General features: G+C 63.5%; 18 protein-coding genes, 2 tRNA genes and 1 pseudogene. 13 read left to right on the forward strand and 8 right to left on the reverse strand.

All coding sequences use genetic code 11. The annotated features are described in order from the left end of the window. Nucleotides 1–138: 138 nt before the first annotated feature. The 4 genes from SC1_RS08895 to SC1_RS08910 all read left to right on the forward strand — a co-directional run bounded on the left by SC1_RS08895 (nt 139) and on the right by SC1_RS08910 (nt 4515). Nucleotides 139–1749: a histidine kinase dimerization/phospho-acceptor domain-containing protein gene (locus tag SC1_RS08895; RefSeq protein WP_238586633.1), complete on the forward strand. Its 1611-nt coding sequence runs from the start codon at nt 139–141 to the stop codon at nt 1747–1749. 40 nt (nt 1750–1789) lie between these two features. After that, nucleotides 1790–2827, forward strand: coding sequence for a polysaccharide deacetylase family protein (locus tag SC1_RS08900; RefSeq protein WP_062180251.1), 1038 nt, complete (start codon nt 1790–1792; stop codon nt 2825–2827). A 67-nt stretch (nt 2828–2894) separates the two neighbouring features. After that, nucleotides 2895–2970: transfer RNA gene (locus SC1_RS08905), tRNA-Ile, on the forward strand. A 69-nt stretch (nt 2971–3039) separates the two neighbouring features. Continuing rightward, the gene (locus SC1_RS08910) at nt 3040–4515 is read left to right on the forward strand and encodes a M20 family peptidase (protein ID WP_062180253.1); all 1476 of its coding nucleotides are present in this window, start codon (nt 3040–3042) and stop codon (nt 4513–4515) included. A 17-nt stretch (nt 4516–4532) separates the two neighbouring features. Here SC1_RS08910 and SC1_RS08915 read toward each other — a convergent pair. From SC1_RS08915 to SC1_RS08925, 3 genes are all read right to left on the reverse strand, one after another. Next, nucleotides 4533–4609, reverse strand: a tRNA-Pro gene (locus tag SC1_RS08915). A gap of 1 nt (nt 4610) precedes the next feature. Beyond that, nucleotides 4611–5012: a hypothetical protein gene (locus SC1_RS22155; protein ID WP_193749137.1), complete on the reverse strand. Its 402-nt coding sequence runs from the start codon at nt 5010–5012 to the stop codon at nt 4611–4613. Between the two features lie 204 nt (nt 5013–5216). After that, nucleotides 5217–6602 (reverse strand): M20/M25/M40 family metallo-hydrolase, encoded by a 1386-nt coding sequence (locus SC1_RS08925; RefSeq protein ID WP_062183859.1) that lies wholly within the window; start codon nt 6600–6602, stop codon nt 5217–5219. Nucleotides 6603–6732: 130 nt separating this feature from the next. On the opposite strand from SC1_RS08925, the gene ettA reads away from it, so the two are divergent. The 8 genes from ettA (at nt 6733) to SC1_RS08965 (ending at nt 17372) form a co-directional block, all read left to right on the forward strand. Further along, on the forward strand, nt 6733–8412 hold the full coding sequence (ettA, locus tag SC1_RS08930) for an energy-dependent translational throttle protein EttA (protein WP_062180258.1): 1680 nt from the start codon (nt 6733–6735) through the stop codon (nt 8410–8412). A 4-nt stretch (nt 8413–8416) separates the two neighbouring features. Further along, nucleotides 8417–8863 (forward strand): PaaI family thioesterase, encoded by a 447-nt coding sequence (locus tag SC1_RS08935; protein ID WP_083435765.1) that lies wholly within the window; start codon nt 8417–8419, stop codon nt 8861–8863. 386 nt (nt 8864–9249) lie between these two features. Then, nucleotides 9250–10500, forward strand: a complete 1251-nt coding sequence (locus SC1_RS08940; protein ID WP_062180262.1) for a lipoprotein-releasing ABC transporter permease subunit — start codon at nt 9250–9252, stop codon at nt 10498–10500. Further along, nucleotides 10493–11170: an ABC transporter ATP-binding protein gene (locus SC1_RS08945; RefSeq protein ID WP_062180266.1), complete on the forward strand. Its 678-nt coding sequence runs from the start codon at nt 10493–10495 to the stop codon at nt 11168–11170. The genes SC1_RS08940 and SC1_RS08945 overlap by 8 nt, the downstream gene beginning before the upstream one ends. Before the next feature lie 27 nt (nt 11171–11197). After that, on the forward strand, nt 11198–11674 hold the full coding sequence (locus SC1_RS08950) for a glutathione peroxidase (RefSeq protein WP_062180269.1): 477 nt from the start codon (nt 11198–11200) through the stop codon (nt 11672–11674). A 39-nt stretch (nt 11675–11713) separates the two neighbouring features. Next, nucleotides 11714–15199, forward strand: coding sequence for a DNA polymerase III subunit alpha (dnaE, locus tag SC1_RS08955; protein WP_062180272.1), 3486 nt, complete (start codon nt 11714–11716; stop codon nt 15197–15199). 12 nt (nt 15200–15211) lie between these two features. Then, nucleotides 15212–15622 carry a GFA family protein gene (locus tag SC1_RS08960; protein ID WP_062180275.1) on the forward strand — a complete coding sequence of 137 codons (411 nt, stop codon included), beginning with the start codon at nt 15212–15214 and terminating at the stop codon, nt 15620–15622. Nucleotides 15623–15767: 145 nt separating this feature from the next. Continuing rightward, nucleotides 15768–17372 carry a long-chain fatty acid--CoA ligase gene (locus tag SC1_RS08965; protein ID WP_062180277.1) on the forward strand — a complete coding sequence of 535 codons (1605 nt, stop codon included), beginning with the start codon at nt 15768–15770 and terminating at the stop codon, nt 17370–17372. A 48-nt stretch (nt 17373–17420) separates the two neighbouring features. On the opposite strand, the pseudogene SC1_RS08970 reads toward SC1_RS08965, so the two are convergent. The 5 genes and pseudogenes from SC1_RS08970 to SC1_RS08990 form a co-directional block, all read right to left on the reverse strand. Next, nucleotides 17421–17726 (reverse strand): annotated as a pseudogene (locus tag SC1_RS08970) (GIY-YIG nuclease family protein). A 52-nt stretch (nt 17727–17778) separates the two neighbouring features. Then, complete coding sequence (locus SC1_RS08975; protein WP_193749138.1) at nt 17779–18867, reverse strand: PA0069 family radical SAM protein; 1089 nt, start codon at nt 18865–18867, stop codon at nt 17779–17781. Between the two features lie 46 nt (nt 18868–18913). After that, nucleotides 18914–19438 carry a molybdenum cofactor biosynthesis protein B gene (gene moaB / locus SC1_RS08980; RefSeq protein WP_062180280.1) on the reverse strand — a complete coding sequence of 175 codons (525 nt, stop codon included), beginning with the start codon at nt 19436–19438 and terminating at the stop codon, nt 18914–18916. Nucleotides 19439–19449: 11 nt separating this feature from the next. Next, nucleotides 19450–21204, reverse strand: a complete 1755-nt coding sequence (locus tag SC1_RS08985; protein WP_062183867.1) for a lytic transglycosylase domain-containing protein — start codon at nt 21202–21204, stop codon at nt 19450–19452. A gap of 12 nt (nt 21205–21216) precedes the next feature. Further along, on the reverse strand, nt 21217–22005 hold the full coding sequence (locus tag SC1_RS08990) for a uracil-DNA glycosylase family protein (RefSeq protein WP_062180283.1): 789 nt from the start codon (nt 22003–22005) through the stop codon (nt 21217–21219). A 118-nt stretch (nt 22006–22123) separates the two neighbouring features. Here SC1_RS08990 and SC1_RS08995 point away from each other — a divergent pair, with 118 nt between their 5' ends. Next, complete coding sequence (locus tag SC1_RS08995; protein ID WP_062180286.1) at nt 22124–23779, forward strand: electron transfer flavoprotein-ubiquinone oxidoreductase; 1656 nt, start codon at nt 22124–22126, stop codon at nt 23777–23779. Nucleotides 23780–23792: the final 13 nt, after the last annotated feature.

Here is a 23792-nt window from a genome sequence, read left to right on the forward strand (position 1 = left end):
TGTCCCACAATGCGACGCGGAAGGTTAAGGCACTTTCATGACCGGATGATTCACGCTAGCCGGTAAGCATATGCTAACCAACAACCGAGGGTGTGGGGCTCAATTCGCGTGACTGCTGACTCGATGATTGCGACCATCTTGCGCCAAGCGCCTGCGGATCGCCGTGCGAGCATCACGGCGTGGCGACAACTCTCCGATATTCTGGCGCAGCGCGGCAATCAACTGGGCGATGAAGATATTCGTCGCAGCCTGCATGCGCTCGCCGTGCTTCGGCCGCGCGTCCCCGAATCCGTACGGCGTGACTGCGCACGCGCTATTGCGCGTCATGGGCGCTTTGCGCCGCTCGTCGCGCTTTATGCGAATGATGTGCCGGCGGTGTCGGCAATCATGCTGCGCGACGCGCGTCTTGCCGAGGCCGATTGGCTGGCGGTCCTGCCAGCCACAAGCGCGATGGCGCGATCGGTACTGGCGAGCCGCTCCGACCTTCCGGATGGCGTGTGTCGCGCCCTTGCCAGCCTTGGCAGTGCGTCGGTTGCTTTGCCGCAGCCCGAAATCGCAGCCGCCGAAGAGTCCGTCATTGCTGTGGAAGTGGTGCCGGAGCCCGCGCTGGAAAGTCATCCGAGCCAGATCAGCGAACTCGTCCGCCGGATCGACAAATATCAGTCGACGCGCGCACGCCCCACCCAGTCGCAGGCGCCGCGTGCCGCTTTCCTGTTCGAAACCGGCCCCGATGGCGTGATCCATTGGGTCGAGGGCGTCACCCGCGGCGCGGTCGTCGGCCTGTCGATCGCCGAAGCGGCTTTCGGCGGCGAACCCGGGACCGACGGCGTTGCGGCAGGTGCCTTTCGCCAGCGGGCCGAAATCATCAACGCACGCATGATGTTGGAAGGGACGCCGGCCGATGCCGGCGAATGGCGCTTTTCGGCGCTGCCCTGGTTCGATCCCGCGACAGGGCAGTTCCGTGGCTACCGGGCGAGCGCGCGCCGTCCGCACCGCAATGAGATGCCGTACGGCCGACCGGCACCAGAGGATTCTGGTGATTCGATCCGGCAGTTGATCCATGAGCTTCGCAGCCCGCTGAATGCCATTTCCGGCTTCGGGCAGATTATTTCGGGGCAGATGTTCGGCCCGGTAAGTCATAATTATCGCGCGATGGCGGAAAAGATCGTGGCCGATGCCGCGTCGGTACAGGCGATCATCGACGATCTGGAAACCGCGGCGCGAAGCGATACCGTCAGCGTCGAAGGGATACCCGAAGACGTCGTCGATATCGGCGCGATCGTGACCCAGGTCGAAAGCGAACTCGCAGGCCTTCTTGCTGACCAGCGCGTCGACCTCAGCATCTCGCGGGTCGGAGGGCCCTTCCTCGGGTTCGCCAGCGACGCCAATGTGCGACGAATGGTCGGCCGCCTGCTGACGGCGCTCGTCGATGTATCCGAACCTGGCGCGATCGTGGTTGGGCAACTGGTCACCGAATCACGGCACGATGACATGCTCCAACTCCGCATCGTACGTCCGGCGACGATACGCTTTGCGACTGCGGCGGAATTGCTCGATCCCGGTTTCAGCCCCGAAGGCGAGGCGCCCGGCGCGGCAGTGCTCAGCCTCGGTTTCTCGCTCCGTCTTGTCGACAGCCTCGCGCGCGGAAGCGGCGGACGCCTCGATATCGGGCATAACGCCTTGACCTTGCACCTGCCCTCCGCCAACTCGAAGGCCGAAGTCGAGCTGGAAGCCCAGCAAGGCGAGTAAGCCGAGGCCGGGCGGCCTCGCTGTGGCGGCAAAGGGGAGCATGGTGCAGCCTGCGGGCAATTTCTTTGCGTATCCGGCCGCATCGGATCTGATCGGGCTGGAAGCGGGCGAACGGCCGCGCTTCTGGGTCACGATCGACACCGAAGAGGATTTCGATTGGGCGGCGCCCTTCGCGCGCACCGGTTATCGTCTCGGATCCGTTCCCGCGCTCGCCGAATGTCAGAACTATTTCGAGCGCGCCGCCGTCCAGCCCATCTATCTTGTCGACTGGCCGATTGTAGCCGACGACCGAGCGGTCGACATCCTCGGCGCGGCGCAGGCGGGCGGCCGCTGCGAAATCGGGGCGCAGCTTCATCCTTGGGTGACCCCGCCGCACGACGAGGATGTAAACGCGCGCAACAGCTATACCGGAAACCTGCCCGCCGCGCTGCAACGCGAAAAAATGACGGCGCTGCGCGATGCGATCCGCGGCCGCTTCGGGATTGCGCCGACGGTTTATCGGGCGGGGCGGTACGGGCTGGGGCCGGATAGCGCGACGATGCTGGCCGAACTGGGGTTCCGCTGTGACACATCGGTGCGTAGCGGGTTCGATTATCGCGCCGGGTACGGGCCCGATTATCGCAACGCGCCATTATATCCATGGTGGGTTCGAACGGGGCAGGGCGCGATACTCGAAATGCCGGTCACGACGGTCTTCGACGGGTTGCTCGGCGGCGCGGGGCGTAGCATTTATCACCGGGTCGCGCGTAACGGCACGCATGCCGGCGCGGCACTCGCCCGTCTGGGGCTGGTCGAACGGATCGCGCTGACGCCCGAGGGCATTCCGGCCGAACGCGCCTGCAGGGCCATTGATATCGCCATCGAGGCGCGCCTTCCGGTGCTCAACTTCTCGTTTCACTCGCCGTCGTTGCAGCCGGGAAACACGCCCTATGTCCGCGACGATGCAGACCTTGCGCTATTCTATCGCTGGTGGGATGTCGTTCTGGATCACCTTGCGCGGCGCGGCGTGGAGCCGACCACGGCCGCCGAAATATTGACGATGGCCGAACGAAAAGCACGCCCGTCGCAAGGCGCCTGATCGTTGGCGCTTGCCAACGCGCAACCGCGTCCGCTATCGCCCGCACACCCCCACTGGGTTGCAAAGGGGGCCTGTAGCTCAATGGTTAGAGCTGGCCGCTCATAACGGCTAGGTTGCGGGTTCGAGTCCTGCCGGGCCCACCATTTCCCCATGTATTTCCCTTGCAAATCGAAACCGATGCCTCTTCATTGCGCTGGCAGAAGGAGAGGGACATGGGGAAGCGGCGGACGGTTTTGCTTGGCGGTCTGGCAATCGTGGCGGTGATCGCGGGAACGGTGGCGGTACGGACCGCGACCTTCGCGCCAAAGGACATCGCCGATGGCTCCGACATAAGGCTGGCTGCCGCGCCGACCTATGATCTCGATGCTGCCGTCGGGCACCTTAGCGCCGCGGCGCAGATCAAGACGATTTCGCACCAGGACCCGGCCGAGAATGACATTGCCGAATGGGACCGGCTGCATAGCTGGCTCGCGACGACCTATCCGGCGACCCACCGCGTCATGACGCGTACCATCCTGCCGAACCGGACGCTCGTCTATCATTGGCCGGGTAGCGACGCGTCGCTCGCTCCTATCATCGTCATGGCGCATCAGGATGTCGTGCCCGTCACGGAAGGCACCGAAAAGGACTGGAAATACCCACCTTTCGCTGGAACGGTTGCGGAAAAGGCGGTCTGGGGTCGCGGCACCGTCGACGACAAAGGCTCGCTCATCGGCCTGTTCGAGGCGATCGAGGCGCTGGCCGCAAACGGGTTCCAGCCCAAGCGCGGTATCTACCTCGTATCGGGGCATGACGAAGAGGCGGGTGGATCGGGCGCCGTCGCGGCCGCCGCCAAGCTGAAGGCAGAGGGCGTGCGCGCGCTTTACACCCTGGATGAGGGTAGCGTCGTTCTGCGCGACACACCGGTGATCGACGGGCCTGCGATCCTGATCGGCGTAGCCGAAAAGGGCTATGCGACGCTGAAGGTCACCGCGAACGCGCCCGGCGGGCACAGTTCGATGCCGCCCGCCGAAACTGGCGTGACGACGCTGGCGCGTGCGGTGCTGGCGATTGCCGAAAGCCCGTTCCCGATCGAGATGCGCGGTCCGGGCGCGGCGATGGTCGAGGCGCTCGCCGCGCACAAGGGCGGTGCGACGAAGCTGGCGGTTGCCAACCAGTGGCTGCTCGGGTCGCAGGTCAGAAAACAGCTCTCGGCGTCGCCCTCATCGGCCGCGGCATTCCATACGACGATCGCGCCGACGATGCTCGAGGGGAGCCCGAAGGAGAATGTGCTGCCGCAATCGGCAAGCGCGCTCATCAACTATCGCATTGCGCCGTGGAACAGTTCGGCCGACGTGATGGCGCGCGCCAAGGCGGCGGTCGGCGATGCGCCGGTCGAACTTAGCTGGGTCAAGCCCCCGAACGAACCGTCGCGCGTCTCGTCAACCAGCTCGCAGGGTTGGAAATATGTCGTTGCCGCAGCGCGGGCCGACGCACCCGATGCGGTCGTTGCGCCCTATCTGGTCGTCGCGGCGACCGACAGCCGCAGCATGGAGCCGATTTCCGAGGATGTGTATCGCTTCATGCCGATGCATTTCACGCTCAAGGAAACCGCGATGATCCACGGCACCAACGAACATATGACGATCGACAGCTTCAAGCGCATGATCGACTTCTATGCGCGGCTGATCGCGACCTCTGCCGGATGATCGCTTTGGGAAGATAGTGGTCGGGGAGACAGGATTCGAACCTGCGACATCCTGCTCCCAAAGCAGGCGCGCTACCGGGCTGCGCTACTCCCCGACTACTGCCCGCGCCTTAGACAGGGCATGGGCACAAGTCTATCCCACCGATGCGTCTTCGACGAAAAAGGCGGGCAAAGCAAAAGGCAGGCAAAGAAAAAGGCGGCCTTCCCGAAGGAAGACCGCCCGTTTCTCGTTTCAGTCAACGCCCCGAAGGGCTGCGACTTACTTCTTTTCTTCAGCCGGAGCAGCAGCCTTGGCGTCAGCGGCCGGAGCGGCAGCAGCGTCAGCAGCCGGAGCAGCAGCAGCGGCGTCGGCCGGAGCAGCAGCTTCAGCGCCGGCAGCGGCAGCGTCGGCACCAGCAGCAGCGGCTTCAGCGCCAGCAGCAGCGGCGTCGGCGCCTTCTTCAGCAACCGCTTCAGCGGCCGGAGCTTCGGTGGTGGCTTCTTCAGCAGCCTTTTCACCGCAAGCGGCGAGGGCGAACATGCTGGCAGCAACGGCGATAGCAGCAAACTTCTTCATGATGTGTGGGCTCCCTAAAATGCCTTAACGCGTCCGGGCAAACTTCCCGTACCGCGAGCCGCGGGATTTAGCCGTTCCGCATGAATCGTCAACAAAAATAATTGAGATGGCCGGGGCGCGCGGGATTCTGTCATTTCTCCGTCATACTAGGGAAGCTCGTCGTCCGTGCTGTTCGCCAGAATCGCCAGAGTCGCGGCCCAAACTGTCACATTTTGCCGCAATTGCGCAGGGTCTATCTTGTCGAGCGTGTCGTCGGGCGTGTGGTGGATATCGAAATAGCGTGTCCCATCCTGCGCCAGATCGACCGCCGGAACCCCCGCTTGCACAAGCGCGCCGATATCGGCGCCGCCATTGGCCGCCTGCTTCCCGCGCACGACGCCGAACGGCATCACCGCGGCGGCAATCCGGTCGGAAAGCGCCTTGGCGCTGTCGGGTAGTTTGAAGTCGACGCGCCACACGCGGTCGGCGCCGAAATCGGACTCCAGGGCGACGGCATGCTTTTCTTTGCCATGCGCATCGAAATAGGCCTTGCCGCCAAATACGCCGACTTCCTCGGCGCCCGCCCACAGGATGCGGATCGTGCGGCGCGGTTGGCCGGCCGACATGACATGCTTCGCGGCGGCAGTAATGATGCCGCATCCTGCCGCATCGTCGATCGCGCCCGTGCCCAAATCCCAACTATCGAGATGGCAGGCGATGATGACGGGGCTTGCATCGGGATTGCTGCCGGGCACTTCGGCGATGACGTTGCCCGAACGCTGCTGACCGAGGTTCCGCGGCGTCAGGAGCAATTTCATCCGCAGCGGCGCGGCCGCCTGGCCCGCATTGACGCGCTTCCATTGCCGCACCAACTGGTCTGCGTCGGGATTGGAGAGCGCGCCGGCGGGGATCGGCTTGACGCCGGCTTCGAAATTTGTGCCGCCGGTGTGAGGGTTGCGGTGGCTGTCGGTCCCGATCGAGCGGATCACGACTGCGACCGCACCCTTCTTGGCCGCGACATTCGCACCGGTGAAGCGCGCGCGGCCATATTGGCCATAGCCGCTGCCGTCCTGCGCGGCTTTCATCTGATGATCGATAAAGACGATCTTGCCTTTCACCAGATTGTCGGGCGCCGCGACTAGCGCGTCATAGCTCGCGAAATAGACGACATCGCCCTCCAGCCCCTTGGGCCCCGTCGAGGCGCTGGTGCCGAGTGCGGTGATGTGGAGCTTCTGCGGCTGATAGGGACTGATCAGTGATGCTTCCTCGGTGCCGCGCACCCAGGTCTGCATCATGAAGGGTTCTTCGCGCACATTCTGGAACCCCATTTCGGTGAGCCGCTTGACGCCCCATCGCCGCGCTGCCGCCTCCGCCTCGGTCGCCGCCTGTCGCGGGCCGATTTCGGTCGTTAGTCCTTCGGTGATCGCCCACGCCGGATCGTCGCCTTGCTGCGCCAGTTCGGCTGCGCTCGGCGCCGTTTGGGCCGATACGGCGGTGGAGAAGAGAAGGGCGGCGATTCCAGCAAGGCCGGTGGAAGTGCGAGGGATTTTCATGCCGCTTTCGTAACGGCGCGCCCCGCGCGCGCAAGCGCCGATTGCCAATCGCGCGCCCATTCGCTAACCGGCGCGCAACTGAAAACTCTCCCGGCCGCGCCCGCGGCCCAGCCCATACCGGAGCATATCCATGGCCGCCCAATATAGTTTCGTGATGAAGGGTCTGACCAAGACCTATCCCGGCGCGCAAAAGCCGACACTGAACAACCTCAGCCTGCAATTCTACCCCGATGCCAAGATCGGCATCGTCGGCCCGAACGGCACGGGTAAATCGACGCTGATGAAGATCATGGCGGGCATGGACACCGAATTCACCGGCGAAGCCTGGCCGGGCGAGGGGATCACCGTCGGCTATCTGGCGCAGGAGCCCGAGCTCGATCCGACCAAGACGGTGAAGGAAAACGTCATGGACGGCGTCCGCGGCGTCGCGGACATGATGGACCGCTTCAACGAGATCAGCACGCTGATGGCCGACCCGCCGGAAGACGCTGACTTTGACGCGCTCATGGAAGAAATGGGCACGCTGCAGGAAAAGATCGACGCGGTCGACGGCTGGACGCTCGACAACCAGCTCGAAATCGCGATGGAAGCGCTGCGCTGCCCTCCCGGCGACTGGAGCGTCGAGAATCTGTCGGGCGGCGAACGTCGCCGTATCGCGCTGACCCGCCTGCTGCTGGAAAAGCCCTCGATCTTGTTGCTCGACGAGCCGACCAACCATTTGGACGCCGAAAGCGTAGCCTGGCTCGAAAAGCATCTCGTCGACTATCCGGGCAACGTCATCCTCGTCACCCACGATCGCTACTTCCTCGACAATGTCGTGAACTGGATCCTCGAACTCGATCGCGGCCGCTATTTCGTCTACGAAGGCAATTATTCGACCTATCTCGAAAAGAAGGGCAAGCGCCTCGAGCAGGAATCGCGCGAGGACGCGGGTCGCCAGAAGGCGATCAAGGACGAGCTCGAGTGGATTCGGCAGTCGCCGAAGGCCCGCCAGGCCAAGTCGAAGGCGCGTATCAAAAGCTTCGACCAGCTCGTCGAGGCGCAGGAAAAGCGCATCCCGGGCAAGGCGCAAATCGTCATTCAGGTCCCCGAACGCCTCGGTGGCAAGGTTATCGAGGTCGATGGTATCTCGAAGGCCTATGGCGACAAGCTGCTCTTTGAAAATCTGTCGTTCACGCTTCCGCCTGGCGGCATCGTCGGCGTCATCGGTCCGAACGGCGCGGGTAAATCGACGCTGTTCAAACTGATCACGGGACAGGAAACGGCCGACAGCGGCAGCGTTGCCATCGGCGATACCGTGCGCCTCGGCTATGTCGACCAGAGCCGCGACGCGCTCGACCCGAACAAGAATGTTTGGGAAGAAATCTCGGGCGGCTCCGAAATGATGACCATCGGCAAGCACGAGATGCAGACGCGCGCCTATGTCGGTGCCTTCAACTTCAAGGGCGTCGACCAACAGAAAAAGGTCGGTCAGCTCTCGGGTGGTGAACGCAACCGCGTCCATATGGCGAAGATGCTGAAGCAGGGCGGTAACGTGCTGCTGCTCGACGAACCGACCAACGATCTCGACACCGAAACGCTCGCGGCGCTCGAAGAAGCGCTCGAAAATTTCGCGGGCTGCGCCGTGGTCATCAGCCACGACCGCTTCTTCCTCGATCGCCTCGCGACGCACATCCTCGCTTTCGAGGGCGACAGCCATGTCGAGTGGTTCGAAGGCAATTTCGAATCCTATGAAGAGGATAAGATCCGCCGCCTTGGCGACGATGCGACGCGCCCGCACGCCACGTCGTATAAAAAGCTGACGCGCTGATCTGATGGTGGGGGAGGCGGCGCCGATATCGTCGGGCGCGATCCGCATGGACGCGGACGCGCTCAACGAATTTCTGGAACGCGCCTTCCCGCATTCCGAACCCGGCTCACGCGGTCATGTCGTGTCCGCCGTGCCGGGTTTCATCCAGGCCAGGATGGATCCGACCGACAAGGCGCTTCGCCCGGGCGGACTGATTTCGGGACCGACGCAGATGGGGTTTGCCGATATGGCCGCCTATGCGCTGGTTCTGGCGCATATCGGGCCGGTCGCGATGGCGGTGACGAGCGCGCTTAACTACCAGTTCTTGCGGCCATGCCGTCCGGGCCCGCTCTTTGCCGATGCGCAAATGCTTCGCCTCGGAAAAAGGCTCGCGGTGATGGATATCCGTGTCTGGACCGACGATGCGGACAAGCCGGTCGGGCAGGCCAATGTGACTTACGCAATCCCCTGAAGGAAATTGTCGGGAACGCTGGTCGCTGGCGGAGCTGCGCTGGAATCACAACGCCCGGGCCTCGTTCCCAAGACCCGGGCGCCTGTGACGAACACTCGCCATCCCCCTTTGTTGCAGGCCTGGCGAAAGGCCTGCACTCCCTGGAGCCGGGCCTTTGGGCCGCGTTGAACCAGAAGCCATGTGGGTAGGTCCGCAGGGGGGCTTTGTCACCATCTGACGGGTGGTCGGCCCTGCTTTTGCCTGGCGCTGTGACCTATCGGCAACACAATTTCGCAAATCATTTGCAGTTTCCGGCCATTCCAGCGGCCATTGCCAGCGGGGTTGGCGACGCTTAAAGCGGCCCATATGCGTGTCATTTCCCATGCGCCGCAAAGGCCCATCGCTCCATGATCCTGCGTCCTTACGAACGCACCATCTTCAAACGCTATTTGCTTCCGCAGCGCGGCGAAGGGTTCATCTTCGTCGCCGCGGCGTTCAGCTTCACCGCGGTCATGCTCGGCGTTGCGGCGCTGGTGATCGTGATGAGCGTGATGAACGGGGTGCGCAGCGACCTGTTCGACAAGATCGTCGGTTTGAACGGCCATGCGGTAGTACAGGGCTTCGGCGGCCGGATCGACGACTGGCAGGACGTGCTGAAGCAGGCAAAGGCCACGCCCGGCGTCGTTTCGGCAACGCCGCTGATCGAACAGCCGCTGCTCGGTACCTTCAGCGGCCGCGTCGAGGGCATTTTGGTGCGCGGGATGACCGTGCCCGACATCCGCAAGAACGAGACGCTGAACGGCAAGGTGCTGCAAGGCAGCCTCAATACACTGACCCCGGGATCGGGCAATGTCGCGATCGGCAGCGAGTTGGCACGTAACCTGGGCGCCACGGTGGGGTCGAACCTGACGATCATCAACCCGGCGGGGCGTTCGACGCCCTTCGGTACCGTGCCGCGCGAAATCAGCTATCGCATCTCGGCGATCTTCGAGATCGGCGTCTATGATTTCGACAAGGCCTATGTCGTGATGCCGATGGAGGATGCGCAGTTGCTGCTGCTCACCGGCGATCAGGTCCAGATGATCGAGGTCAAGACCAGCGATCCCGACAAGGTCGGCGAGATATTGCGACCGCTAGCCGAAAAGGTGGCCGCCAAGGCGGTCGTGTCCGACTGGCGATCGATGAACGCCAGCCTGTTCGAGGCCTTGTCGATCGAGCGTGTCGCGATGTTCGTCATCCTGTCGCTGATCATCCTCGTCGCCTCGTTCAACATCATCTCGTCGCTGATCATGCTGGTACGCGCCAAGACGCGCGACATGGCAATCTTGCGCACGATGGGCGCGCCCCGCGATTCCGTGATGCGCATCTTCATGGCGATCGGCCTTTCGATCGGCATTGCGGGGACGATCGCCGGGATGATCGTCGGTTTCTCGCTGCTCTATTTCCGTCAGGGCGTGCTGCGCAGCGTCGAATTCCTGACCGGCCAACCCTTGTGGGATCCGTCGATCCGCTTCCTCACCGAATTGCCGTCGAAGCCCGATCCGGTCGAGATTACGGCGATCGTCATCATGGTGATCGTCTTCAGCTTCCTCGCTACGCTCTATCCGGCGTATAAAGCCGCCAATACCGATCCCGTGCAGGTGCTGCGTTATGAATGATGTCGCGCTGGAACTGGTCGAGCTGAAGCGCAGCTTTACGCAGGGCGAGGTAACGATCGAGGTGCTGCGCGGCGTCAATGCGTCGTTGAAACGCGGCGAGATTGTCGCGCTGCTCGGTCCGTCGGGGTCGGGCAAATCGACCATGCTGCAAGCCGTTGGGCTCCTCGAAGGCGGCTTCGGCGGAACGATCCGCATCGACGGCGAGGACGTCACGCGCTTTGAACAAGGTGAGCGGACGAAGACGCGGCGCGAGAAAATCGGGTTCGTCTATCAGTTCCACCATCTGCTGCCCGATTTCAATGCGATCGAGAATGTCGTGCTGCCGCAGTTGATCCGCGGCGCAAAGCAAGCCGAGGCCGAGGAGCGCGCAGCGGACCTGCTCGGGCGCCTCGGGCTGGGCGAGCGGCTGCATCACAAGCCGAGCAAGCTGTCGGGCGGCGAGCAACAGCGCGTCGCCGTTGCGCGCGCGCTGGCGAACCGGCCGCTTCTGGTTCTGGCCGACGAGCCGACGGGCAACCTCGACGAGGCGACCGCCGATCGGGTGTTCGATCAGTTCGTCAAGCTCGTGCGCGATCATGGCTCGGCGGCGCTGGTGGCGACGCACAACGAGCGGCTGGCGGCAAAGATGGACCGGGTACTGCGCTTGCACGAGGGGCATATCGAGGCGTAGGCTCGGGAAAATTGGAGGGGATGAACGATGGCGCTTTATGATCTTTCGGCGAAGCTGCCCGGGGGCGGGTCGCAATCGCTTGCCGACTATCGGGGCAAGGTGCTGCTGATCGTCAACACGGCGTCGAAATGCGGCTTCACGCCCCAATATGAAGGGCTGGAGGAGCTGTACCGCGATTATAAGGATCGCGGATTCGAGATATTGGCTTTCCCGTGCAACCAGTTCGGCGCGCAAGAACCGGGGGACGCGGCGGAAATCGCGAATTTCTGCTCGCTGACCTATGACGTCAGCTTCCCCCTGATGGCCAAGATCGACGTCAACGGCGACGATGCCGACCCCATCTTCAAACATTTGAAGAAGGAAAAGACCGGGTTGCTCGGCAGCGGGATCAAGTGGAATTTCACCAAATTCCTGGTCGACCGGAACGGAAAGACGGTGTCGCGCCACGCGCCGACGACGAAGCCCGAGCAGTTGCGCAAAGAGATTGAAGAACTGCTGGGTTAAGCCTTGGCAGAATCACCGCTGTCACTGTAGCGTCATCCGATGGCCTACAGCCCCTTTGTCCCCCTGCGCGTCTTTTCCAGTTTCACCATGCTGGAGGGGGCGATCGAGCCCAAGTTGATCGCGAAAGCAGCGCGCGAGCGCGGGTTTCCGGCGATTGCGGTCGCCGATCGCAACGGGCTCTATGGGGTCATGGCTTTTGGCGAAGCGTGCAAGGCGGCGGGGGTGCAGCCGATTGTCGGCACGCTGCTGAGCGTCGCCCGTCCGGGGCCGCGCCTTGCCAACGGCGCACCGCAAATCGACTGGCTCGCGCTCTATGCGCAGGACAATGCCGGCTATGACAATCTCTGCGCGCTCGTATCGGCGGCGCATCTCGCCCGGCCGGTCGAGCAGGATCCGCACGTCCTGCTGTCCGATATCGCGGGGCGGACCGATGGGCTGATCTGCCTGACCGGCGGCGGCGAGGGAGCGCTGACGCGGTTGCTCGCGGGGGAGCAGAAGAGCGCGGCCGAGGATTATGTCGAGCAGTTGGAAGCGCTGTTCGGCGGGCGCCTCTATATCGAACTCTCGCGGCGCGGCGACGCGGCCGAGATCGCGGCCGAAGCCGCGCTGATAGATCTGGCCTATGCCCGCGCGCTCCCGATCGTCGCAACCAACCCGGCGAATTTTGTCGAGCCGAATTTCCATCCCGCGCACGACGCGATGCTGTGTATCGCCCAATCGGCCTATGTCGAGAGCGAGGACCGGCGCGTTTCAAGCCCCGAAGCCTGGCTGAAACCTGCCGAGGCGATGGAAGACGCTTTCTCGGACCTGCCGGAGGCGATCCGCAATACGCTCGTCATCGCACAGCGCTGCGCGTTCATGGCGCCGAAGCGCGCGCCGATCCTGCCGAGCCTTGCCGGCGACCGCGAGGGTGAGGCGGCGCAGCTGAAGGCCGACGCGCATGCGGGGCTCGTGGCGCGGCTCGCGCATTATCCCGAACTGACCGACGAAGATCGTGAAGCCTATGTGAAGCGCCTCGATTTCGAGGTCGACGTCATCACCCAGATGGGCTTCCCCGGCTATTTCCTTATCGTTGCCGACTTCATCAAATGGGCGAAGGCGCACGATATCCCGGTGGGGCCGGGGCGCGGTTCGGGTGCGGGCAGCGTTGTTGCCTGGGCGCTGACGATCACCGATCTCGACCCGCTTAAACTGGGGTTGCTGTTCGAACGCTTCCTCAACCCCGAACGCGTGTCGATGCCCGACTTCGACATCGACTTCTGCGAAACGCGGCGCGGTGAGGTGATCCGCTATGTGCAGGAGAAATACGGCCGCGACACCGTCGCGCAGATCATCACCTTCGGAAAGCTGAAGGCGCGCGCCGTGCTCAAGGACACCGGCCGTGTGCTCCAGATGAGCTATGGTCAGGTCGACCGGCTCGCGAAGCTGGTGCCGAACCATCCGACCGACCCCTGGACACTCGAGCGCGCGCTCAACGGCGTTGCTGAGCTGATGACCGAATATAAGCAGGACGATGGCGTACGCCGTCTCTTTGACATGGCGCGCCAGCTTGAGGGGCTGCCGCGGCACAGCTCGACCCATGCCGCGGGCGTGGTGATCGGCGATCGTCCGCTCGACCAGCTGGTCCCGCTCTATCGCGACCCGCGTTCGGATATGCCGGTGACGCAGTTCGACATGAAATATGTCGAGACCGCGGGGCTGGTGAAATTCGACTTCCTTGGCCTCAAGACATTGTCGGTGCTGAAGGAAGCGAAGCGCCTGCTTGCCCTTCGCGGTGTCGACGTCGATCTCGACGGGCTCGCGTGGGATGACGAGGAAGTCTATGCGCTGCTTCAGCGCGGCGAGACCGTCGGGGTGTTCCAGTTGGAATCCGAAGGGATGCGGCGCACGCTGTCGGCGGTGAAGCCGACCAATTTCGGCGACATCATCGCACTCGTCGCGCTCTATCGCCCCGGGCCGATGGACAATATTCCGCTGTTCGGCGCGCGCAAGAACGGGCGCGAGCCGATCGCCTATCCGCATCCGCTGCTCGAAGGCATCCTCGCCGAAACCTACGGCATCTTCGTCTATCAGGAACAGGTGATGCAGGCGGCGCAGATCCTGGCTGGGTACAGCCTTGGCGGCGCCGACCTTTTGCGCCGTGCGATGGGCAAGAAGGTCCAGGCTGAAATGGACGCGCAGCGCGAGACGTTCGTCAAGGGCTGCGGCGAGCATAACCAGATCGCGCCCAAGGCCGCGAACGAGCTGTTCGACTTGATCGACAAATTCGCGGGCTATGGCTTCAACAAGAGCCATGCCGCCGCTTATGCGCTGCTGTCGTACCAGACCGCGTGGCTCAAGGCGCATTATCCGCACGAATTTTTCGCGGCGTCGATGTCCTTCGACAGCCACCAGACCGATAAATTGTCGATCTTCATCGACGATATGCGGCGGTTGGACGTCGGAATTTCGCCGCCGTCGGTCAATGACAGCGAGGCCGATTTCTCGGTCGGGCGCAGCGATGACGGGCTGACGGTGCGCTACGCGCTCGGCGCGCTGAAGGGCGTCGGCGAAAAGGCGATGGAGGCGCTGGTCGCCGAGCGCGCCAAGGGCGACTTCGCCTCGCTCGACGATTTCGCGAGCCGCATCGATCCAAAATTGCTCAACCGGCGCCAGATCGAGGCGCTGGCGGGGGGAGGGGCGTTCGATTGTATCGAACCCGACCGTCCGCGCGCCTTTGCCGGGGCAGAGAGCCTCCTCGCCTGCGCGAACAGTTCGGCGCACGAACGTTCGACGGGGCAGGGCGGCCTGTTCGGCGGCGACATCGCGATCGCGCCGGCTTTGCAACTGCCCGCCGCCGAACCATGGACCCTTGCCGAGCGGATGACGCGCGAAAAGGACGCGTTCGGTTTCTATTTTTCGTCGCATCCCGTCGAGCAATATGAAGCGATCATTTCGGCGCGCGGAGCGCGCTCTTATGGCGATATCTGCGACAATGTCGAAATGACGCCGGGCACGCGCATCCCGATGGTGATGGCGGCGATGGTCGAAAGCGCGCGGCCGCGCGTGTCGCAGCGCGGCAACCGCTTCCTCAATCTGACCTTGTCCGACCGCAGCGGACAGTTTCAGTCGAGCTGCTTCGACGAGATGGCTGGCAAGACGCTCGAAGCGCTCGCCGCCGACGGCGGCTGCGCGATTTTGTCGGTCGAACTCGACCTGCTCGAAGGCGAAGAAACGCCGCGGGTGACGGTACGCGGAGCCCAGTCGCTCGTGGATATCGCCGCGACGGCGGCCCTGCAACTCACATGCCGGGTTGAGCTGCCCGACGCGATAGCAGAGATCGCGCGCTGGCTCGAAACGCGTGAGGATGCGCGCGGCAAGGTCGTCATCGCGACGCGCGATCCGTTGACCGACCAGGATATCCGCGTCGAGCTGGGGCGCGGTTTCGCTTTGGGGCCGGACACCGTCTCGCGTCTTGAGATGATCGCCGGAGTGAGCGAGGCGGCGTTGTCGCTGGTCGCGCAGCGCGATTTCCGCGTTCGTTAGGCGGGGCAAGACATGACGGAGAAGAAAACGTCGGGGCGCTGCCTTTGCGGCACCGCGAAATTCGAAATATCGGGCGGGTTCGACGCCTTTTTCCTGTGCCATTGTTCGCGGTGCCGAAAGAACAGCGGGTCGGCGCACGGCGCGAACCTGTTCGCGACCAGTGCGACGATCGAGTGGTTGTCGGGTGACGAAGCGGTGACTTCTTTCCGGCTGCCCGATACGCGTCACGAACGCAGTTTCTGTCGCATATGCGGGTCGGCGCTACCCATTGTGCAGAACAATGGCGCGTTGCTCGTCGTTCCTGCCGGCAGCCTCGATGGACCCGTCGATATCCGCCCGACCGCGCATATATGCTGCGCCAGCCGTGCCGAATGGGACGCCGACCTGATCGATGTGCCCCATATGGATGGCTTGCCCGGCTGATTGCAGATGCCTGCCGTCGTTCGGGAAACCGACGGATGGCGCCCCCTCGCGATTGGAGGAGCGGTTGTTTCTGGCTTGGCCCTTGCGCGTGGAGCATTTCCGGCCCTATTCCTGACCGGCAACGATAATTTGAGGATGCCTGAATATGGGAATGCAGGGCCAGCCGCTGCTCGTCACAAGCCTGATCGATCATGCCGCGCGCGAACATGCGGGACGCGAAATCGTTTCGCGCTGGGCCGACGGCAGCATGACGCGAACGACGTGGGGCGATGTCGGCAAGGATGCACGTCGCTTTGCCGCGGCGATGACCAAGCTCGGGATGAAAAAGGGCGATCGGATCGCAACGCTGGCGATGAACCATGGCTATCATCTGGTCAGTTGGTACGGCAGCGCTGGGCTTGGCGGAGTGCTGCACACCGTCAATCCGCGGCTGTTCGACGAGCAGCTCGTCTATATCATCAATCACGCCGAGGACCGCGTCCTGTTCTTTGACGCGATGTTCCTGCCCATCGTCGAGCGGTTGCGTCCGCAATTGCCGACGGTCGAACACTTCATCCTGTTCGACGCGCCGGCGCGCGAGGGATATTCTTCCTATCGTGACCTGATCGATGCCGAAGACGGCAGTTTCGAATGGGTCGAGCTCGACGAGCGCGATCCGGTGGGGCTTTGCTACACAAGCGGGACGACGGGCAACCCGAAGGGCGTGATTTACGAACATCGCTCGAACGTCATCCACGCGATCACCGAGATCCAGCCCGACGTGTTCGACATGTCGAACCGCAGCGTCGTCCTGCCGATCGTGCCGATGTTCCATGCGAATAGCTGGGGCATTCCTTTCGCGGCGGCAACGGTGGGGGCAAAGCTGGTTTTTTCGGCGACCAATGACGCGCAAATATTGTGCGACCTGATGCATGACGAGGGTGTGACGCACAGCGCGGGCGTTCCGACGGTCTGGCTGGCGATGTTCGGCCATATGGATGCAACGGGCATCGATTATGGCAAGCTGACGCGCGTCATCATCGGTGGGTCCGCCGCGCCGCGCGCGATGATCGAACGTTTCATGAGGGCCGGCGTCGAAGTGGCGCACGCTTGGGGGATGACCGAAACATCGCCGATCGGCACCATGGGCAAGCGGCCGTGGAACTGGGGCGAGATGAGCTTTGACGAGCGCGTCGACGTCGTCTGTCGCCAGGGCTGCCCGCCGTTCGGCGTCGAACTGCGTATCGTCGATGACGAGGACAGGGAACTGCCGCGTGACGGACAGAGCAGCGGACGGCTCCAGATACGCGGGCCGTGGATCATCCGGCGTTATTTCAAGGCCGATGCCGACGCCGCCGATGCCGAGGACTGGTTCGATACCGGCGACGTATCGGTCATTCACCCCGATGGCGTGATGCAGATTACCGATCGCGCCAAGGACGTCATCAAATCGGGTGGCGAGTGGATCAGCTCGATCGAGCTTGAAAATGCGGCGGTCGGCGCGCCCGGAGTGCAGGAAGCGGCGGCAGTCGGCGTCTATCATCCCAAATGGGACGAGCGGCCGATCCTGCTGATCGTCAGGAAGCCCGGTGCAGAAACGAACGAGGCGGTGATTGTCGATTATCTGAAGGACAAGGTCGCCAAATGGTGGCTGCCTGACGAGATCGTCTTCGTCGACGAGCTGCCGCACACCGCGACGGGCAAGATTCTGAAGCGCCAGATCCGCGACGACTATAAGGATTACAAACTACGGTCGCTGGACGCGGCCTGATGGAATAACCGCCGCCCCCGCGAAGGCGGGGGCCGCTGGCGGCACCTTTCAGTTGTTGAGGGGTTCGAACAGATCGATCCACTCGGGGTTGGCTTCTGAAATCAGACGCAGTTTCCATACCCGGTTTCATCTCTTCAAAGCTTTCTCCCGACCAATCGCTTCATCGATCCGGTCGAATGGTTCGGCAGGGACCAGTCGTTTGAGATTCCATTTTCGGCAAAATTCCTAGCCCGTCCCTGACCTGTGCGCGTGGATTCGAGATGGAAGGTCGTTTGTGACTCCTATGTAGAGGATGCCCATCGGCTTGTTGGTCATGATGTAGACGTAGGCTTGCCTCATCGCGTTCGGCTCCATGACGCTAGCGGCCCCCGCCTTCGCGGGCGCGACGGTTTGTCTGTACCTGTCGCTAGAACAGCTCCATCTGCCCATCGCGCTCGGGTGGACGGAACAGGTCGCTACGGATCGGCGGGAAGCTCCTGTCCATGCCATGCTCGCGTGCCGCGCGCTTGACGCGCGTGCGGATGAGCTGCGCCCAGACGCCTTGGCCCTTCATTCGCGTGAAGAAATTCGGGTCGTTGTCGCGGCCGCCGCGAATGTCCTGCACCATATGCATGACCTTGTCGGCGCGGTCGGGATAGTGGGCGGCGAGCCAGGCGCGAAAGAGCGGCGCTACCTCATGGGGAAGGCGCATCAATATATAGGACGCACGGATCGCGCCGGCCTCTGCGGCGGCGGCCATGATCGCCTCGATCTCGTGATCGGTGATCGCGGGGATGATCGGCGAGATATTGACCTGCGTCGGCACGCCCGCGTCTATCAGCCTGCGGATCGCGGCCAGGCGGCGGCGCGGGTGCGGCGCGCGTGGTTCGAGCGTGCGGGCGATCTGCGGGTCCAGAGACGTTACCGAAACGGCGACGCCGACCAGATTGTCGCGCGCCATATCGGCGAGCAGGTCGATATCGCGCAGCACGCGGTCGGACTTGGTCGTGATGATGAGGGGGTGGCGCGTTTCGGCGAGTATCTCGACCACCGATCGGGTGATGCCCCATTCGCGCTCGATCGGCTGATAGCCGTCGGTGTTGGTCCCGATCGCAATCGGCGCCGCGACATAGCCGCGTTTCGCCAGTTCGGCGCGAAGCAGCTTCGCCGCATCGGGTTTGGCGACCAGCCTGCTTTCAAAGTCGAGCCCCGGTGACAGGTCGTGAAACGCATGCGTCGGACGCGCGAAACAATAAATGCAACCATGCTCGCAGCCGCGATAGGGATTGATTGAGCGATCGAAGCCGATGTCGGGGGACTTGTTGCGCGAAATGATCGTTTTGGGATGCTCGACGGTTACCGTGGTGCGAAGCCGTGGAATGTCGCCGTCGATGTCTTCCGCCGCATCAAGCCAGTCGCCATCGGCGACGCGCTCGGCCGAACCGGTGCGGGTCGGGCGCAGGTTCGTCGGGGCGCCACGGCCCGCGATCGGGGGAAGAGGCTTTGTTGATTCCACCCACGCAGAATATCGCGCCAGTGAGAACAAATAAAGAACAAATGCGCTATTCGGTGAGGCGCGGCATCAGTTCGACGAAGTTGCAGGGCTTGTGGCGACTGTCGAGCTGTGTCGAAAGAATGCCTTCCCACGCATCGGTCACAGCCCCGGTCGAGCCGGGAAGCGCGAAGATATACGTGCCGCGTGCGACGACGGCGCAGGCGCGCGACTGGATCGTCGAGGTTCCGATCGTCTGATAGCTGAGCCAGCGAAACAGCTCGCCGAAGCCCGGGATGTCCTTGCCGTCGAGCCGGTGCAGCGCCTCGGGGGTCACGTCGCGGCCCGTCAGTCCCGTGCCGCCGGTGGTGATGACGACATCGACCTCCGGATCGTCGATCCAGTTATGCAGGCGCGAGACGATCAGGTCGGTTTCATCCCTGATGATCGCACGCGCCGCCAAGATATGGCCCGCAGTGGTCAGCAGTTGTTCCAGCTTGTCGCCCGACCGGTCGTCGGCGGCGCTGCGGCTGTCCGATATGGTCAGCAGCGCAATGCGGACGGGTTTGAAGACGAGGCTCTCGTCAATCGGCATTCGCGCTCCGATCAATCGGCATTCGCGATGCCGCCCGCATAGGTCAGGCGCGTGCGATCCTTGCCGTCGGGAAAGCGCGGCCATTTGCCCTGCGCGAGCGCCGCGCGGCTGACCGACGGTTTGCCCTGCTGCGCTTCGTACATCCAGTAATTGCGCAGCACGATGCCGACATAACCGCGCGTTTCCCAATAAGGGATCGATTCGATGTAGAGCAGCGGATCGCCATTGTCGCGGATCTCGGTCTGCCAGCGCGCGATCGGCGCGGGGCCGGCGTTATAGGCGGCGATGACCTTCGGCAGCTGGCCACCAGTCGACGGGTCGCGGCTGAGATATTGCAGATAGCTCTGCCCCATATCCATGTTCACCGCGGGAATGCGCAGGTCGCCGGTGCCGGCGTCGCCGCGCCAGCGCGCAATATCGCGCGCGGTGCCCGGGCGGACTTGCATCAGACCAAAAGCGCCGGCGGGGCTGACGACGGTGCGCTGGAACCGCGATTCCTGCAACGTATGGGCAAAGACTAGCGCAGGGTCGACTTTCCAGCCGCCGTTCGGCTCCCATTTCGGCTGCGGATAGCGTGTCTGCGCCGCGAGCTTGCGCCCCTGCGGCGTGTTGTGCGCAAGATAGAGCTGCGTTTCGGGCAGGCTGAGCGCGCCCGCCATGGCAAGCAATTGCTCATGCTGGCGCGGATCGCCGATCAGCGCCTGATGGCGCAGCGCGGCGCCGGCATAATTATCCTCGCCGATTTCCGCGAAGGCCATCGCGATACGAACGTTCGGCATATCTTCGAGCGCGCGCCAGGCGCTGCGGTCGGCGCGGACATTCTCGCGTTGGGCGGTCGTTTCGACGCCGAGTATTTCGGCGGCAAGCAGGCCGTAAAGTGTTTCTTCGTTGGCGGCTGCGGCCCGCAGGCGCGACTGGACCGACGAAGGTTCGCCCGCCGCGACGGCGGCGCGGGCAGCCCAATAATAAGCGGCTGCGCGCAGCTCGCTATCGGGCGCTTCCTTCGAAACGCGGTCGAAGGCGGTGAGGGCGGTGCGATAGTCGCGGGTGCGCCAGGCGGCGAGGCCCTTGACCCAAGCGCCCTGCGTCGACCAGGCGCCCTGGCCATCGCTGCAATCGTTCGCGAGGCGCAACGCGTTCGCGTCGTCATTCTCGATATAATAGGACCAGGCGACCTTCTGCCGCCATTCGTTACGCGCTTCGGGCGTCAGCCGGTCCGCGACCGCGTTGAGCAGGGCTTCGGCGCCTGCGGGATCGTCATTCTTGATCCGCTCGGGGATCGTTCGCGCAAGGCTCGCGGCGACGGGGTCGCTGCTGATCGCGTCGGCACCGAGACGGCGCGGCGCGCTGCCCGACCAGGCGAGCCGCGACTGCAGCGGCAACGTCGGCATGTCGGTCGCGCCGCGCTTTGCGGCGAGGCGGCCGAGCTGCTCCGCCTGCGGCAGAAAGGGGGAGCGCGACAGGATCGGCATGATATCCGAAACTTCGGCGCGCGGGCTGTTCGCGGCGGTCAGCAGTTCGGCGCGCAGAAAATCGTTGAGCGGGCCATTGTCCGCCCCGTCGAGCAGCGATTTGGCGTCGGCCCAACGCTGGCCGCGGATCGCCGTCAGCACCTGCGTATAAAGCTGTTTCTGCTTCGACGACAGGATATCGGGCACCGTCTGCGGCGCGGACATCAGGTCGCGGTTGCTGGCATCGGCGGCGAACGCCGGTGCCGCGCTGATAGAAATCGCCAGAGCGGCGCATGAAATCAGGGTTCTGGTCATATTCTGCATCCGTCAACGTCCCCGGTTGAACAGTTTCAGGCTATCCCATGCCGCCGCTTTCTGGGCGGGTCGGGCCAGCAGCATCGTCGGATGCGCCACAGCCACAGCCTCCAGATTGCCGCCATCTTGGTTAATATTCAGTAACCGTCCGCGCGCATCGGGCAGCGCGGTCGCGGCCGCCATGCGCACGATATCGCTTCCGATCAACAGCAGGCGGCCCGGTTTCGCCAGTCGCAGATGATGCCAGAGCAGGCGGTCGAGTTCGGCCGCCTCTTCGCCGTCGCAGCGGCCGCCGGCGGGCCGCGTCACCGCGAGGCTAGCGACATAGCAGTCGCTGCGTGCCATGCCGATCGCCTGCAACATCGCGTCGAGCAGCTTGCCCGCCGCGCCGGAAAACAGCGTTCCGCCCTGTTGATCGTCGATTTCGGGCCATGCTGTAAGCAGCATCAGCGGCGCCCCGGCGTCGCCGACGGGAAGGACGCGATGCGCGTCCCATTGGCTGCCGGGCACGTCGTCGCTCTCGGCAAGCCAGTTTCGAAATTCGGTCCAATCGTCCGGAAACACGACCGGACCCTTGGGTTCGGCGTCTTCGGCCGCGTCCTGGCGCTGGAGTGCTGGGGGGAGCGGGGGCAGTTCGGGCTCGGCCTGAACAACGCGTTTCGGCTTGGCTGCCGCAGCGTCATTTGCAGGCGGCGTGACGAGCCAGCCCGCCGGCTGCTCGCCGACAAGCGCGTCGACACCCGCCAGCGACCACCAGTCGCAAATGCTTTCCGCCAGCAAGGCTGAATTTTGCCCACCCATGATTTTGTTTCAAACAGGCAGTTGACGGACGCGTCAATTGGCGGGCATCGCAAATCGTGACAGAATGAGCGCAGGACACGATGAATGTCCGCGCAGGGACGGCAGAAAGGTATTTGCGGTGAGCGAACGGGAATCGATGCCCTATGACGTGGTCATCGTCGGCGCAGGGCCGGCGGGGCTTTCGGCGGCGATCCGCCTCAAACAATTGGCGAATGACGCGGGCAGCGAATTGTCGGTCTGTATCCTCGAAAAGGGATCGGAAGTCGGCGCGCATATCCTGTCGGGCGCGGTGATCGACCCCAAGGGGCTCGACGAACTGCTTCCCGAGTGGCGCGAGATGGGTTGCCCGCTCGCCGACGTGCCGGTCAACGACAACCAGCATTGGGTGCTGACCAAGGGCAAGAAGTTCAGCCTGCCGCACATCATCACGCCGCCCTTCATGCACAATGTCGGGACCTACACCGGCAGCCTTGGCAACCTCTGCCGCTGGCTGGCCGAACAGGCCGAAGGGCTGGGCGTCGAAATCTTCCCGGGCTTTCCCGCGGCGGAAATCCTCTACAATGAAGATGGCTCGGTCAAAGGCGTCGCAACCGGCGATATGGGCATTGCGCGCGACGGCAGCCACAAGGGCGATTACGCCCCCGGCCTCGAACTCCATGCAAAATACACTTTTTTCGCCGAGGGGGTGCGCGGCCATCTGACCAAGATGCTGAAGCCGCAGTTCGCGCTCGACAGCGATTGCGAGCCGCAGGTCTATGGCCTTGGCGTCAAGGAGCTCTGGGACATCAAGCCGGAGAATCATGCCGCCGGCCGCGTGATCCACACGCAGGGCTGGCCGCTCGACCAGAATGCCAATGGCGGCGGTTTCCTGTATCATCAGGCGAACGGGCAGGTCGCCCTGGGCTTTGTGACTTGGCTCAACTATCGCAACCCGCACATCTCCCCGTTCCAGGAGATGCAGAAGTGGAAGACCCACCCGGAGATCGCCAAGATACTGAAGGGTGGTAAGCGCGTTTCCTATGGCGCGCGCGCGATCAGCGACGGCGGGCTGCAATCGGTACCCAAACTCGCTTTCCCGGGCGGCGCGCTGATCGGCGACACCGCCGGCTTCCTCAACGTCCCGCGCATCAAGGGCACGCATACCGCGATGAAGTCGGGGATGATGGCGGCCGAAGCGGCGTTCGCCGCGGTGACCGCAGGTCGTGGCAGCGACACGCTCGACGCCTATCAGGCGGCCTTTGACGAGAGCTGGGTCAAGAAGGAACTCAGCGTCGTCCGCAACGTGTTGCCGCTCGTCGAGAAATATGGCGATCTGGCCGGGACGATCCTGTCGGGCATGACGATGTGGCTCGAAACGCTGAAGATCAAAGTTCCCTTCACGATGAAGCATCATCCGGACAATGAGAGCCTGTACCGGGCCGACATCATGCCGAAACCCGATTATCCCAAGCCCGACGGCGTGCTGACCTTTGATCGCCTGTCCTCGGTGTTCATTTCGAACACCAATCATGAGGAAGATCAGCCGGTCCACCTGCAACTCAAGGACCCGTCGATCCCGGTGGCGTATAATTTGCCGCTCTATGACGAGCCCGCGCAGCGTTATTGCCCGGCGGGCGTCTACGAAATCGTCGGCGAGGCAGAAGGCGACCCGAAATTCGTGATCAACGCGCAGAATTGCGTCCATTGCAAGACGTGCGACATCAAGGACCCGACCCAGAATATCAACTGGGTCACCCCTGAAGGCGGCGGAGGCCCCAATTACCCCAATATGTAAGCCCGTTCGCCTG

Source organism: Sphingopyxis sp. C-1 (assembly GCF_001047015.1).
In the GTDB taxonomy this organism is placed as follows: domain Bacteria; phylum Pseudomonadota; class Alphaproteobacteria; order Sphingomonadales; family Sphingomonadaceae; genus Sphingopyxis.